The following is a 13,547-nucleotide window of genomic DNA, read 5'->3' on the forward strand; positions in this document are numbered from 1 at the left end:
GCGCGGACACGGCGTTCCGCGCCCGCGCAGCATCATGAGGGGAAGGACTCGGTCAACCGAGGTCGACCGTCCTACTTGCGGCTCCACTCGGAAACGTTCCAGAACACGCCGGTCTGGTTCGGCTGGTACTTGTCCACTCCGGCGATCTTGTCCGAGGTGGCCACGTAGCCCACGGACTGGAACAGCGGGAGGCCGTAGGCGTCCTCGAAGGTGTGCTTGTCCACCTCAGCGATCTGGTCGTTGCGCGAGGACTCGTCCAGGTTGGCGCGGGCCTCGTCCACGAGCTTGTCCACGTCCGCGTTCGAGTACTCGTTGTAGTTGCCGCCGCCGCCGGTCTTGAAGATCTGCGAGAGCATCTCGGTACCCACGCCCGGGGAGACCCAGCCGTACAGGGACGCGTCGTAGTCGCCGTCCGCGAGCTTCTCGGACCAGTTGGGATCGCCCAGGTCCTCGACCTTGAACCCGGCCTTCTCCGCGGACTCCTTGATCAGCTGGAAGGTGTCCACGCGCTGCGGATTGCCGTTGTTGTAAAGGATCCGCACGGTGGGGGTCTTGCCGTCGAGCAGCTTCTTGGCGCCGTCGATGTCCACGTCCCCGTAGAGTTTCTTGGCGTCGTTCTTCTCCACGGCCTTGGTGTAGGGCTCGCCCTGGCTGGAGACGAACATCTGCGAGTTGAGCACCTCGGCGTCCTCCTTGACCGGCTTGATCAGCTGGTCGAGGATCTGCTGGCGCGGGATGGTCTTCAGGAACGCCTCGCGGGTCTCCTTGTCCTTGAAGGTGTCCGAGCCGAAGTTCAGGTCCACGTGGTCGTACGCGAGCTGGTCGCCCTGCTGCACGTTCACGTTCTCGATCTGCTTGACCTGGTCCATCGTGTCCTTGTTGACGTTGTTCGGCTGCATGATGTCCACTTCGCCGTTGCGCAGCGCCTGGATCTGAGCCGTGGCGTCGCCGATGGTGCGCAGGGTGATCTCGTCCAGCTTGCCGGGCATGCTGCCGTTGTAGTTCTCGTTCTTCTTGAGCGTGACCGAGTTGTTCTCCACCACATTGTCGATCTTGTAGGGGCCGCTGGAGAGCAGGACATCCTTGTCGTCCGGGGTGGACGTGAAGTTGAAGGAGGTGTCCCAGGCCTTGCCGATCTTCTCCAGCTCGGGCTGCTTCTGGGGGTTCTTGGAGTCGCCCTTCTTCTGGTTCTCGAGCACCTTGAGCAGCTCGTCCTCGGACATCCCGGCCTTCTTGGCCACCACGTGCGCGGGCATCAGGTAGTTCTCGTCGAAGGCGATCTCCCAGTCGGCGTTCTGCTTGCCCCACATGACGGTCATGGTCTTGCCGTCCTCGGAGAACTCGGGCTTGTCCGTGGAGCTCAGGATGTCCGTGGAGCCGGCGATCGTGAAGTAGTCCTTGCCGGCCTTGCCGTCCTCGCTCGCGTCATTGGCGTAGCCGGAGAGCACGGACCACCACAGCATGAGATCGGCCTTGTCGATCTTGTTGCCGTCCGACCACTGCGGGTCCTTGAGCGTGTACTCGACGGTCAGGGGATCGTCCGAGGTCTTCTTGTACGTGCCGAAGCCCTCGTTGGGGTGGATCTTCTGCTCCGGGTCCACCGTGATGAACCCTTCGCGGGTCATCTCCGCCACGTGGCCATTGATGTCCAGGTTCGTCTTGGTGTAGCCCGGATTGGCACCCGAGAACTTGTTGGTCTCGGCGACATTGACCACGCCGCCGCTCTGGGCGCTTGCGCTGCTGTCACCGCCGCCGCCGTTGCTGTCGTTGCCGCCGCCGCCCACGCTGGCGCAGCCGGTCAGCGTGAGTGCAGCGATTGCCGCGACGGACACGGCAGCCTTCCCCTTGAAGGTGTACTTTCCCATGACGTTTCCTCCCGATATGGTGTCCATGGAATGTGCGTTGCACCCCGGTGGTTGTTACCCCGAGCCGGGGCCGGCATCACCGATGGATTGTGGTGCGTCTCACGATGAAGCACAGGTTACTCGCGGATAACCTTTTCGGGGAGAAACCTCCCGCGTGTCTCGGGAGTGTCGAATGATTTCGTCGTGGCGCGGGCAATGCCGAGCATCGAATCACATTCCGTGATATTGGCCGTACGCTGTTGCCATCATCACTTCGCCCCGTCAGGAGGCCCCCCGTGACCAACACACCGCACGAGCCCCGTAACGCGCCTCGTCTCCCCTCGGACGACGCCGCACGCCCACCTCACACTCCCGGCTCCCGTTCCGCGGGCAAACCGCTGCGCGAGGGGTACGCGGACGCGCACGCGGCGTCGTCGGCCCCCGTGGACGCGCAACGTCCCGGGACGGCGGTCACAGACAGCGGGACCGCGCACTCGGCCTCGGGGGCCGGGGGTACGGCCTCCCCCGTGGATCCCTCGCTGGACAAGCCCGTCAAGCGCGGCGTGTCGGGGACCGTGTGGGCGGCGCTGATCCTGGGCGTGATCGTGCTGATCCTGTTGCTGGTCTTTATCATCCAGAACAACGTGGCCACGCGATTCGAGTACATGGCGTGGACGTTCAGCCTCCCGTTGGGCGTGGCCATGCTGCTCTCGGCGATCGCCGGGGCCCTGATCATGGCCCTCGTGGGGTCCGTGCGGATGTTCTCTTTGGGTCACCGCGTGCGCAAGCTCGAACGCGAGCGCGAGCGGATCAGGACCTCGCTGCACGGCTGAGAGCCCACTGCACCACGGCGCGCGGCGCCGGTCGATCGGGACCGGGGCCGCGTCGTCGTACTCCGGGGAGTGCGCGAGCGTGACAGCGCGTAGGGCGCGTGGTGACCAGTCGGTGGGCCCGCCGCACACGGAATCGGGTGCGGGCCAGCGGGTATCCTGGGAGGCAGCCCAGTGACCGTCAACGCAAGGAGCCATCGCTCATGCCCAAGATCATCTACACCGAGACCGACGAAGCGCCCATGCTCGCTACGTACTCGTTCAAGCCGATCGTGGAGGCGTTCGCGTCCACCGCCGGTGTGGAGGTGGAGACCCGGGACATTTCCCTGGCCGCGCGCATCCTGGCCCAGTTCCCGGACCGCCTCACCGACGAGCAGCGGGTCCCGGACACCCTGGCCGAGCTGGGCGAACTCGTGGAGACCCCGGAAGCGAACATCGTCAAGCTGCCGAACATCTCCGCGTCCATCCCGCAGCTGAAGGCCACCATCAAGGAGTTGCAGGCGGACGGCTACGACCTGCCGGACTACCCCGAGGTCGCCACCTCGGACGAGGCCAAGGACATCCGCGCGCGTTACGACCGTGTCAAGGGCTCCGCCGTGAACCCCGTGCTGCGCGAGGGCAACTCGGACCGCCGCGCCCCCAAGGCCGTGAAGAACTACGCCCGGCAGCACCCGCACTCCATGGGCGAGTGGAGCAAGGACTCCAAGACCAACGTGGCCACCCTCGGCCACGACGACTTCCGCAGCAACGAGAAGTCCGTGATCATCCCCGAGGACGACACCCTGACCATCCAGCTCGTCACCGACCGGGGCACCACGGTGCTCAAGGAGTCGTTGCCCGTACTGGCCGGCGAGGTCGTGGACGGCACCTTCATGAGCGCCGCCGCGCTGGACGCGTTCCTCGCGGAGCAGGTGGCCCGCGCCAAGTCCGAGGACGTCCTGTTCTCCACCCACCTCAAGGCCACCATGATGAAGGTCTCCGACCCCATCATCTTCGGCCACGTGGTCACCGCGTTCTTCCGGGACGTCTTCGACCGCTACGGAGAGGACCTCGCCAAGGCGGGGCTGTCCCCCAACGACGGCCTGGGTGGAATCCTCTCGGGCCTGGACGCCCTGGACAACGGCCAGGAGATCAAGGCCGCGTTCGACAAGGCGATCGACGAGGGCCCCGAGCTGGCCTACGTGAACTCGGACAAGGGCATCACCAATCTCCACGTGCTCTCGGACGTGATCGTGGACGCCTCTATGCCCGCCATGATCCGCACCTCCGGAAAGATGTGGGGTCGCGAGGGCGAGCAGAAGGACACCCTGGCCGTGTTGCCGGACTCCTCCTACGCGGGGGTCTACCAGGTCGTGATCGACGACTGCCGCAAGAACGGTGCGTTCGATCCCACGACCATGGGTACCGTCCCCAATGTGGGTTTGATGGCGCAGAAGGCCGAGGAGTACGGCTCCCACGACAAGACCTTCGAGATCCAGGACGCTGGCACCGTCCAGGTGGTCAGCGGTGCCGGTGAGGTGCTGCTGTCCCACGAGGTCCAGCCCGGTGACATCTGGCGTGCGTGCCAGGCCAAGGACGCCCCCATCAAGGACTGGGTGCAGCTGGCCGTGCGGCGTTCCCGCGACTCCGGGATGCCCGCCGTGTTCTGGCTGGACGAGTCCCGCGCCCACGACCGCAACCTGATCACCAAGGTGGAGCAGTACCTCGCGGAGGAGGACACCGACGGTCTGGACCTGCGGATCCTCTCCCCCGCGGAGGCCACCAAGTTCACGGTGGAGCGGCTGCGCCGCGGCGAGGACACCATCTCGGTGACCGGTAACGTGCTGCGCGACTACCTCACGGACCTGTTCCCCATCCTGGAACTGGGCACGTCCGCCAAGATGCTGTCCATCGTGCCGCTCATGAACGGCGGTGGCCTGTTCGAGACCGGCGCCGGTGGTTCCGCGCCCAAGCACGTGCAGCAGCTGCAGGAGGAGAACCACCTGCGCTGGGATTCCCTGGGTGAGTTCCTGGCGCTCGCCGCGTCCTTCGAGCACCTCGCCAGCCGCTACGACAACGCCAAGGCGCAGGTCCTCGCGGATACCCTGGACCGCGCGACCGGGACCTTCCTCAACGAGAACAAGTCCCCGTCCCGGAAGGTCAACGAGCTCGACAACCGCGGTTCGCACTACTACCTGGCCAAGTTCTGGGCCGAGGAGCTCGCGCAGCAGACCGAGGACTCCGAGCTCGCGCAGGCGTTCCAGAAGGTCGCTTCCGAGCTGCGCGAGAACGAGGACACCATCAACGCCGAACTGCTGGACGTGCAGGGTTCCCCCGCGGATCTCGGCGGGTACTACTGGCCCGTCCCGGAGAAGGTCTCCGCGGTGATGCGCCCCTCCGCCACGCTCAACGAGATCGTGGACGGGCTCAGCGCCTGACGTTCTGGAGTGTCTCGCGCGTGTGACGGACCCAGGTTCGCGCACGCGCAGCAACCGACGACGACGCCGCGTCGCCTCCGTACGGGGGCGGTGCGGCGTCGTTCGTTATCCGTCCCGAAAGATCCGGACACGCGAAAGGGGCGGGACCGCACGGCCCCGCCCCTCCTCCGGTGAGCTGATCAGGAGACGGCGGCGACAGCGGCGTCGTAGTCCGGCTCCTCGGTGATCTCCTCGACGAGCTGGGTGTGGACGACCTTGCCGTTCTCGTCCACGACCACGACGGCGCGGGCCAGCAGACCCTCGAGCGGGCCGTCCGTCTGGGTCACACCGTAGTCCTCGCCGAACGACGAACGGAACGCGGACGCGGTGGTGACGTTGTCGATGCCCTCCGCGGCGCAGAACCGGCCCTGCGCAAACGGCAGGTCCTTGGAGACACACACCACGGCGGTGTTCTGCAGGGACGCGGCGCGCTGGTTGAACTCGCGCACGGACTGGGCACACACGCCCGTGTCCAGGGACGGGAAGATGTTGAGCACCATGCGCTTGCCCGTGAACTCGTCCGAGGCCACGGGGCTCAGATCCGCTCCCACGAGGTCGAAGGACGGCGCGGACTCTCCCTGGGCGGGCAGCTCGCCGACGGTGTGGACGGGGTTTCCTTGGAATGCAGTAGTAGCCATGTCTCCATTGTGGTGCGCGCCACTGGCCCGTGACACGCATGTCCGCCGTGCGCTGAACCGGGCTCGCTGATAGCCTCTGTGCCACCCCGCCCCGTGAGACGAGTCACACGGGTACCCCGCATCAGAGTCGCGTGACCGCCGGGCACCCCGGAGCGCGCAGCCCAGGAGGAATCACCGTGAGTACCACTCCCGTCACCGTGGCCGTGACCGGCGCCGCCGGCCAGATCGGATACAGCCTGCTGTTCCGGATCGCCCACGGGGACCTGCTCGGCCCCGAACGCCCCGTCCGGCTGAGGCTTCTGGAGATCCCGCAGGCCCTGCCCGCCCTCGAGGGAACCGTCATGGAACTGCAGGACTGCGCGTTCCCGCTGCTCGCGGACGTGGAGATCGACTCCGACGCCCGCACGGTGTTCGACGGCGCTCAGCTCGCCTTGCTCGTGGGTGCCCGCCCGCGGGCCAAGGGGATGGAACGCAGCGACCTGCTTGAGGCCAACGGTGCGATCTTCACGGAACAGGGCCGAGCCCTCAACGACGTGGCCCACGACGACGTGCGCGTGGTCGTGACCGGCAACCCGGCCAACACCAACGCGCTGATCGCCCAGCGCAACGCCCCGGACATCCCCGAGTCCCGGTTCAGCGCCCTGACCCGGTTGGACCACAACCGGGCCGCGGCCATGCTCGCCGCTGAGACCAAAACCTCGGTCGCGACGGTCAAGAACCTCAGCGTGTGGGGCAACCACTCCGCCACGCAGTACCCGGATCTGGACCACGCCATTGTGGCCGGGCGGCCCGCCCTGGACCTGGTGTCCCGCAAATGGGTCACGGACACGTTCATCCCCACGGTGTCCCAGCGGGGTGCGGCGGTGCTGCAGGCCCGCGGTGCGTCCTCCGCCGCATCCGCGGCGAGCGCGACGCTCGATCACGCCCGCGACCTCATGCTCGGTAACCGCCACGGGGACTGGACGTCCATGGCCGTGGTCTCCGACGGTTCCTACGGTGTCCCGGCCGGCCTGGTCAGCTCGTTCCCGGTCACCACGTCCGGGGGCGACTGGTCCGTGGTGCAGGGCCTGGAGATCTCCGAGTTCTCGCGTTCACGCATCGACGCGTCCGTGGCAGAACTCGAGTCAGAGCGCGACGCCGTGCAGCAACTGGGCTTGATCTGAGCCCGGCCCTGACCCGCACCGCCGTGTGCGGGGCGGGTCAGGAGTTCTCGGCCAGGGCGTCGCGGAACGCTTGCTCGGCGGCGTCGGAGAAGGGGACGAAGACGACGGTGTCCACGGAGGTGTCCGCGGCGAGGACCGTGCGCACGGCGATCCGGGCGGCGTCGTCCAAGGGCCAGCCGTAGATCCCGGCGGAGACCGCGGGGAAGGCCACGGACACGGCGCCGATCTCGTCCGCCACGCGCAGCGACTCGCGGTAGCACGAGGCCAGGACGTCACTGCGATCGGTCTTCTTCGCGAACACCGGGCCCACCGTGTGGATGACCCACGTGGCGGGCAGGTCGTACCCCTTGGTCGCCACGGCCCCGCCCGCGGGCAGCCCGTCCGGGAGGGTCGTCTCCCGCAGCTGCTTGCACTCGGCGAGCAGCTGTTTCCCGGCGGCGCGGTGGATCGCCCCGTCCACGCCGCCTCCGCCCAGGAGCTTGGAGTTGGCCGCGTTGACGATCGCGTCCGCGTGGACCTTCGTGATGTCACCCTTGCGAATCTCGATGTTCATACGGCCACACTAGTCCCGCCCTGTCAGCGAACCCCATGGGCCCCTAGGCTGGGAGCATGGCCGATCTCGAACTGTTCGACGATTCAGGAGTTCACACCGTCCTGTGCGTGGTGGCCCACCCGGACGACATGGAGTACGGGGGTTCGGCCGCCGTCGCCCGCTGGACCCGGCGCGGCGCGACGGTGAGCTACCTATTGTTGACCGCCGGGGAGGCGGGGATCCGGGACCGCGATCCGAGCGACGTCGGCCCGTTGCGGCGGGACGAACAGGAAGCGGCGTGCCGGGCCGTGGGGGTCACCGATCTGCGGATCCTGGACCTGCCGGACGGGACCCTCCAATACGGACTGGACCTGCGGCGCAGGATCGCGCGGGTGATCCGCGAGGTCCACCCGGACACCGTGGTCACGATCGACTGGTCCGTGGAGGCCGGGTGGGGTCTCAACCAGGCCGACCACCGCGTGGCCGGGATGGCCGCGCTCGACGCCCTGCGGGACGCCGATAATCCGTGGGTGTTCCGGGAGCTGCTCGAGGACGAGGGGCTCGAGGCGTGGGGCGCCGAACGGTTGCTCGTCACGGGCGCGCAACCCGATCATGCGATCGAACTGTCCGAGGAGGACATCACCGCGGCGGTCGAGTCGCTGCGCTGCCACGAGCAGTACCTCGTCGCGCTGGACGGGCACCCGGATCCGCACGAGATGATCACGGGCATGACCGAAGGCGCCGGGCGCGCCGCGGGTGTGGACCACGCTCTCGGGGTGCGGGTTTTCCCACTCTGACGTCCTCGGAGTTGTCCGCGGAGACGTCACCAGGGGCGACGGCGCCCGTGCCCCCGCGGGGACGCTGGCACTGGCGTCGTTCGCCTCCCCGCAATGTCTCGTAGCAGTCAGCCCCTCCCCGGGCGAGCACGTCACGGGAACGGTCTCCCCCAGCGCGATGAGACACACCGCGACCACGTTGGTCCCGGCCACCCCGGTGAAGAACCCGAAGGCCCGGGCGGGGACGTCCAGGTCCTCGAGAACCCGCTGCGGATAGGCGACCACGCGCCACGCGGTGAGGACCACGAGCATCGCCTAGACCGCGAGTGCGAACCCCATGACCACGGTGGTGGGTCCGTGGAATCCCAGGTGGTACGCCCCCACGGAGACGATGCCGGAGGCCATGACCACCGCAAAGCACGACCGCGGCAGGCTCGCCACAGGGCTCTTCAGCGCACCCAGTGCCCGTCCGGTGATCCCTGCCGTGGCTGTGCCGCTCACGCATCCTCGACCGGGGCCGTATAGAACCACCGGCCTGCGCGCCTGGCGAACCGTGAGTTCTCGCGCAGCACGCCCGGACCGTCGGGACCGCGGTAGTTGGCCTCGAACTCGACGGTGCCGGCGGCGTCGTCCTCCCCGCCTGCCTCCGTGTGCACGATCGTGAGCCCCGTCCATTCGACCCGGGGATCGCTCGCGGTGTCCGCGGGACGGTGCGCGGGGTGCCACGTGCGGAACAGGTGGTCGTCGTCGCCCGTGGCGAACGCGGTGTAGCGCGAACGCATGAGGGCCTCCGCGGTCACGGGCCACCGCTCGTGACGCACCGCGGGGCCGCAGCACTGTTCGAACGGGGCACCGGCGGGCAGCCCACCGCAGGGACAAACACTCATGCGCGGGAGTTTACCCCCGCGCTGCCCCCACCCCTCGGGGTGCGACGTCGCCCTACCCGGCGCGTGCACGTGGCCTTCGCCGGTCGGGCCGCATGACAGCCGGGCGGTACGTCAGTGGGCGGCACGGGGGCCGCGGGTCCGACGATCGTCGTCGGGCACATCCCGCGGCCCGCCCCGTGCGGCCATGGCTCCGGCGGTCAGCGACCCGCGATCGAGTACCCCTGGACCGGGCCCTCCGTGTTGGGTTTCCACCCGAGGGCGGGTGCCACGTGCTTGGCGAAGTTCTCGAGGATGCGCAGGTTCAGCTCGGGGCCCAGCTGGCTCGGGATGGTGAGCATGAGGGTGTCGGCGGACATGACGGCGTCGTCGGCGCGCAACTGCTCGATGAGGACGTCCGGCGAATCGGCGTAGGTGCGCCCGAACGTGGAGGTGAACCCGTCGATCACGCCCACCTGGTCGCGGGACTCGCGCGCACCCATGTAGGAGAAGATCTCGTCCTCGGGGCCCACGATCGGGAACACGCTGCGGCTCACGGACGTGCGCGGCGTACGCGTGTGGCCCGCCTTCGCGAAGGCCTCGCGGTAGCGGCGCAACTGATCGGCCTGTTGCGCGGCGAACGTACCCTCGTTGGCCTCCGTGAGCAGTGTGGAACTCATGAGGTTCACGCCCTGCTCGCCCGCCCACTCGGCGGTCCGGCCCGAACCGGCACCCCACCACACGCGTTCCGCGAGACCCGGTGATTGCGGTTCGATGGCGAGCCGTGCTCCCGCGCCGTACTGGGCGGGATCCGCGTAGGTCATGGGCTCACCCTTGATGGCCCGCAGGAACGTGTCGAAGTGCTCCCGGGCGATGTCCGCACCGCGCGGATCCGTGGAACCCAGGTAGCCGAACGCCTCCCACCCGCGCAGCGCGGGCTCAGGTGAACCGCGGCTCACGCCGAGGGCCACGCGGCCGTCCGCGATGAGGTCCAACTGGGCCGCTTCCTCCGCGAGGTAGAGCGGGTTCTCATAGCGCATGTCGATCACGCCGGTGCCCACCTCGATGTGGCGGGTACGGGCCGCAATGGCGCTCAGCAGGGGCATGGGGGACGCGGACTGGCGTGCGAAGTGATGCACGCGGAAGTACGCGCCGTTGACGCCCAGCGCGTCCGCGCCCTCGGCGATCTCGATCGCGTCCTTGAGGGCCTGACGAGCATCCGGGTCCGCGCCTCCACGCCCGGAACCGTAATGACCGAAACTCAGGAATCCGAAAGCCTTCATGACCGGTGCAACCGCGACCCCGCCCCTTTTATTTCCCGTGCAACTTCTTCCGCGATGAGCACGACGCCGCTCGGTGTCGATCGCACGCCGGCGTCCGGGCAGCCCGTGTCCGCGGGGGTGATTTTCCAGCGGCCCGCGCGCGCGGCGTCGTCGCACCCCGGAATCGGCCCCGCGGGGGCAGTTCACGGGGTCAGGCCTCGCCAGACTCCTCCTCCCCTGAGGCGGGGGCCGCGGCGAGGGCCATGACGTCGTCGAGCATCTCACGCGTGAGCAGGCCCGTGAACGTGTTGCGCTGGCTCACGTGGTAGCACCCCACGAGTCGCACCGTGCGGCCTTCCGGCGTGCGCAACCGTGCCACGGCACCGTGGCCGAACTTCGGGCGCGGTCGGGGCACGTCCCAACCCATGCGCGCCGCGGCGGCCAGGGTCGTGTGCCACGCGATGCCCCCGAGCGCGAGCATGCTCGCAAGATGTGGGAGCAGCGCGATCTCCCGCTCGAACCACCCACTGCACGCCGCCTTCTCGTCCGGTGCGGGCTTGTTGGCGGGCGGCGCGCAGCGCACCGGGGCGATCATCCGCACGCCGCGCAGCGTCTGCCCGTCCCCCGCGGTGCTCACGGTCTCGTTCGCCGCGAACCCCGCGCGGTACAGCGCCGCGTAGATCCAGTCCCCGGCACGATCCCCCGTGAACATGCGACCCGTCCGATTGCCGCCGTTCGCCGCGGGCGCGAGTCCCACGATCACGAGCCGCGCCATGGGGTCCCCGTAGGACGGCACCGGGCGGCCCCAGTACGGCTCCCCCGCGAACGACGCCCGCTTGTGCTCGGCCACGTCCTCCCGCCACTCGACGAGCCGCTCGCACGTGCGACACACGCTGCACAGGGCGTTGAGCTGCTCGACGTCGCTCGCCCCCGCCGCGAGCTCACGCACCCGGGCGGCGTCGCGGGCCACGGGTGTGTCCGCTCGCGCGGGGTCCTCCGGCCACCCGGTCCCGGGCGGCACCGGGGACGGGAAGAGCCGCCCGGTGAGCGGGTGGGGCAGGAGCGTCTGGGGGTTCTCAGCCATGCGGGTGCCTGTCTCAAGGGTGCGAGTGGGTGTGGAAGGGTGCGGAAATGCGGTGACGTGCGGCGCGGAGCGGCGGGCCGCCCGAGCCGGTCCGCGCCGGTCGCGAGCGCCGTCGTCCCCGCCCCGAGCGGAACATATAGGGAATGACCGAGGCGAGCACGCGACGTCGGGCCCGCGGCTCAGAGCAGGGTGTCCTCCCCGAGCCGGCGCAGGATCTGCCGGCGCCAGCGCTGTGGGAACTCCGGGGCGCGGGTCAGCGCACGGTAGGCGTCCGGGTCCGCCATGCCGGCGTTCATGATGCGCACGACATCGCTCACGGACACCGCGCCCGACGGCCGGCTCGTGAACTCGAACGTGTCCCCCGCGGCCACGTGACCTTCGCGCAGGACCCGCAGGTAGAACCCCGTGCGGCCGGTGTCCTCCATGTCCCGGGGCAGCTGGGCGTCCTGCCACCTGCGGGACACCGTGGCGCACGGCGTGCGGGGCTGGGTCACCTGGACCACCGCGGTGCCCACCCGGTACACGTCCCCCAGGTGGACCTGATCCTCCGTGGCGCCGCGCAACGTGAGGTTCTCGGATAACGCTCCGGGGCCCAGATCGCGGCCCTCGCGGCGCCACGCGTCGTAGTTCTCATGGGGATAGCAGCACACGGCCTTCTCGGGACCGCCGTGCACCGGGATGTCCCCTTGCTCGTCGCCGATGAATCCCGTGGCGCTCAGGAACACCCGGTCCGTGCGGGCCTCCTTGTCCGCGGCGGTGTCGAAGGCCTTGCCGCCCCAGCGCTGCCGCCGCACCGCGCCGGTGTGCAGTGCGACCACCGCGGCATCCGTGACCGTCAGTTGTGGATTCTCCATGGGTCCTCCTGATCCCGGGGACTGCTCACCGGATGGGGTATAGGCGCCGCTCGCGCGGTCCGGCCGGTCCGCCCGCCTGTCAGTTGCTTCACGACCCGCGGCGTCTCGCGCTGCCGCGTGCTGTTTCGTGCGCCGCGCGTGGCTCGTTGCTCCTTGCTCCTTGCTCGCTGTGATTCATGCGTGCGCCGGGACACAGTCCGGACAGTACACCCGGGCCCCGGAGGCCGTGCAGTCCTCGCAGCACAGGAACAGCTGCCGGCATGTGGGTTCCGCGCAGTTCACGAACGTGGGTGTCGCCGTGCCGCATTCCTCGCAGCGGCCCAGCGAGCGCGCATCAGGGGAGAATTCCATGTGCATACGCTTGTCGAAGACGTAGAGGGAGCCGTCCCACAGTCCGTGGTCCCCGTACTGCTCGCCGTAGCGCACGATCCCGCCGTCCAGCTGGTACACGTCCCGGAATCCCCGGTTCTTCAGCAGCACGCTCAACACCTCGCAGCGCACTCCCCCGGTGCAGTAGGTCACCACGTGCTTCTCCTTGAGGTGATCGTACTTCCCGGAGTCGAGTTCGCGGATGAAGTCCCGCGTGGTGCCCGTGTCGGGGACGACGGCGTCCCGGAACCTCCCAATCCGCGCCTCCAGCTCGTTGCGACCATCGAAGAACACCACGTTTTCCCCGCCCCGGTCCACGAGCTGGTGCAGTTCGCGGGGTGTCAGGTGGGTGCCACCGCCCTGGACCCCGTGCTCCGTGACCGTGATGACGTCCGGGGCGTGGAAGGACACGAGCTCGGGGCGCACCTTGACGCTCAACCGGGGGAAGTCGTCCCCGCGGCCGTCCGACCATTTGACGTCCGCATCCTTGAACGGGACGTACTCCCGCAGCCCGCGGACGTACCGTTTCACGTCCTGGATGTCCCCGCCCACCGTGGCGTTGATCCCCTGTGCGGAGACGATGATCCGCCCCGTCACATTGCTGCTCCGCGCCAGGTTCAGCTGCCACAACCGCACCGCCTCCGGATCCGGCAAGGGTGTGAAGACGTAGAACAGCACGATCTTGGGGAGGGACATGACTCCAGCGTAGATCCCCGCTCCGACCGAACATCTGTGCCCCGAAAAAGCCGTTCCCGTCCGATCCCGCGGTCGTTCCGGGGCATGTGTGTTGTGCAGTGGGATTGCCGCGGGGGTGTAAGGCTGTCTCTTATACAAATCTGACGCTGCCGACGATAAGGCTCGGGTAGATCTCGGTGG

General features: G+C 68.6%; 13 protein-coding genes. 4 read left to right on the forward strand and 9 right to left on the reverse strand.

Annotated elements, in window-relative coordinates; all coding sequences use genetic code 11:
* Window positions 1-71: 71 nt before the first annotated feature.
* Window positions 72-1,865 (reverse strand): ABC transporter family substrate-binding protein, encoded by a 1,794-nt coding sequence (locus tag J1M36_RS03870; RefSeq protein ID WP_064846052.1) that lies wholly within the window; start codon window positions 1,863-1,865, stop codon window positions 72-74.
* A 275-nt stretch (window positions 1,866-2,140) separates the two neighbouring features.
* Between J1M36_RS03870 and J1M36_RS03875 the strand changes: the two genes are divergently transcribed.
* Window positions 2,141-2,677: a lipopolysaccharide assembly protein LapA domain-containing protein gene (locus tag J1M36_RS03875; RefSeq protein ID WP_305142923.1), complete on the forward strand. Its 537-nt coding sequence runs from the start codon at window positions 2,141-2,143 to the stop codon at window positions 2,675-2,677.
* Between the two features lie 200 nt (window positions 2,678-2,877).
* Window positions 2,878-5,091: an NADP-dependent isocitrate dehydrogenase gene (locus tag J1M36_RS03880; RefSeq protein ID WP_206478689.1), complete on the forward strand. Its 2,214-nt coding sequence runs from the start codon at window positions 2,878-2,880 to the stop codon at window positions 5,089-5,091.
* Window positions 5,092-5,270: 179 nt separating this feature from the next.
* Here the strand turns inward: J1M36_RS03880 and tpx are convergent, their stop codons facing one another.
* A complete protein-coding gene (gene tpx, locus J1M36_RS03885; RefSeq protein WP_064846049.1) occupies window positions 5,271-5,768 on the reverse strand; it encodes a thiol peroxidase in 498 nt (165 codons plus the stop codon).
* A 176-nt stretch (window positions 5,769-5,944) separates the two neighbouring features.
* On the opposite strand from tpx, the gene J1M36_RS03890 reads away from it, so the two are divergent.
* The gene (locus J1M36_RS03890) at window positions 5,945-6,931 is read left to right on the forward strand and encodes a malate dehydrogenase (protein ID WP_098054188.1); all 987 of its coding nucleotides are present in this window, start codon (window positions 5,945-5,947) and stop codon (window positions 6,929-6,931) included.
* Window positions 6,932-6,968: 37 nt separating this feature from the next.
* Here the strand turns inward: J1M36_RS03890 and J1M36_RS03895 are convergent, their stop codons facing one another.
* Window positions 6,969-7,484, reverse strand: a complete 516-nt coding sequence (locus J1M36_RS03895) for an O-acetyl-ADP-ribose deacetylase (protein WP_064846047.1) — start codon at window positions 7,482-7,484, stop codon at window positions 6,969-6,971.
* Between the two features lie 56 nt (window positions 7,485-7,540).
* On the opposite strand from J1M36_RS03895, the gene J1M36_RS03900 reads away from it, so the two are divergent.
* Entirely contained in the window at window positions 7,541-8,260 is a 720-nt protein-coding gene (locus J1M36_RS03900) for a PIG-L deacetylase family protein (RefSeq protein WP_206399462.1), read from the forward strand.
* A gap of 294 nt (window positions 8,261-8,554) precedes the next feature.
* Here the strand turns inward: J1M36_RS03900 and J1M36_RS03905 are convergent, their stop codons facing one another.
* From J1M36_RS03905 to J1M36_RS03930, 6 genes are all read right to left on the reverse strand, one after another.
* Window positions 8,555-8,740, reverse strand: a complete 186-nt coding sequence (locus J1M36_RS03905) for a hypothetical protein (RefSeq protein WP_206478690.1) — start codon at window positions 8,738-8,740, stop codon at window positions 8,555-8,557.
* Window positions 8,737-9,126, reverse strand: coding sequence for a YchJ family metal-binding protein (locus J1M36_RS03910; RefSeq protein WP_206478691.1), 390 nt, complete (start codon window positions 9,124-9,126; stop codon window positions 8,737-8,739). The genes J1M36_RS03905 and J1M36_RS03910 overlap by 4 nt, the downstream gene beginning before the upstream one ends.
* A 197-nt stretch (window positions 9,127-9,323) precedes the next feature.
* Window positions 9,324-10,385, reverse strand: coding sequence for an LLM class flavin-dependent oxidoreductase (locus J1M36_RS03915; protein WP_064846043.1), 1,062 nt, complete (start codon window positions 10,383-10,385; stop codon window positions 9,324-9,326).
* Between the two features lie 190 nt (window positions 10,386-10,575).
* Window positions 10,576-11,448, reverse strand: coding sequence for a uracil-DNA glycosylase (locus J1M36_RS03920; RefSeq protein WP_098054173.1), 873 nt, complete (start codon window positions 11,446-11,448; stop codon window positions 10,576-10,578).
* Between the two features lie 179 nt (window positions 11,449-11,627).
* A complete protein-coding gene (locus J1M36_RS03925) occupies window positions 11,628-12,302 on the reverse strand; it encodes an MOSC domain-containing protein (protein ID WP_098054172.1) in 675 nt (224 codons plus the stop codon).
* Window positions 12,303-12,476: 174 nt separating this feature from the next.
* A complete protein-coding gene (locus J1M36_RS03930) occupies window positions 12,477-13,367 on the reverse strand; it encodes a rhodanese-related sulfurtransferase (protein WP_098054169.1) in 891 nt (296 codons plus the stop codon).
* Window positions 13,368-13,547 lie beyond the last annotated feature (180 nt).

It is taken from the genome of Kocuria sp. KRD140, from assembly GCF_017168375.1.
Lineage (GTDB): Bacteria > Actinomycetota > Actinomycetes > Actinomycetales > Micrococcaceae > Kocuria > Kocuria marina.

Excerpts from the sequence above, each read along its gene's own strand:
- J1M36_RS03880 (WP_206478689.1), top strand. The coding sequence starts at position 2,878 with ATGCCCAAGATCATCTACACCGAGACCGACGAAGCGCCCATGCTCGCT.
- J1M36_RS03925 (WP_098054172.1), bottom strand. The coding sequence starts at position 12,302 with ATGGAGAATCCACAACTGACGGTCACGGATGCCGCGGTGGTCGCACTG.
- J1M36_RS03915 (WP_064846043.1), bottom strand. The coding sequence starts at position 10,385 with ATGAAGGCTTTCGGATTCCTGAGTTTCGGTCATTACGGTTCCGGGCGT.
- J1M36_RS03895 (WP_064846047.1), bottom strand. The coding sequence starts at position 7,484 with ATGAACATCGAGATTCGCAAGGGTGACATCACGAAGGTCCACGCGGAC.
- J1M36_RS03870 (WP_064846052.1), bottom strand. The coding sequence starts at position 1,865 with ATGGGAAAGTACACCTTCAAGGGGAAGGCTGCCGTGTCCGTCGCGGCA.
- J1M36_RS03900 (WP_206399462.1), top strand. The coding sequence starts at position 7,541 with ATGGCCGATCTCGAACTGTTCGACGATTCAGGAGTTCACACCGTCCTG.
- tpx (WP_064846049.1), bottom strand. The coding sequence starts at position 5,768 with ATGGCTACTACTGCATTCCAAGGAAACCCCGTCCACACCGTCGGCGAG.
- J1M36_RS03910 (WP_206478691.1), bottom strand. The coding sequence starts at position 9,126 with ATGAGTGTTTGTCCCTGCGGTGGGCTGCCCGCCGGTGCCCCGTTCGAA.
- J1M36_RS03930 (WP_098054169.1), bottom strand. The coding sequence starts at position 13,367 with ATGTCCCTCCCCAAGATCGTGCTGTTCTACGTCTTCACACCCTTGCCG.
- J1M36_RS03920 (WP_098054173.1), bottom strand. The coding sequence starts at position 11,448 with ATGGCTGAGAACCCCCAGACGCTCCTGCCCCACCCGCTCACCGGGCGG.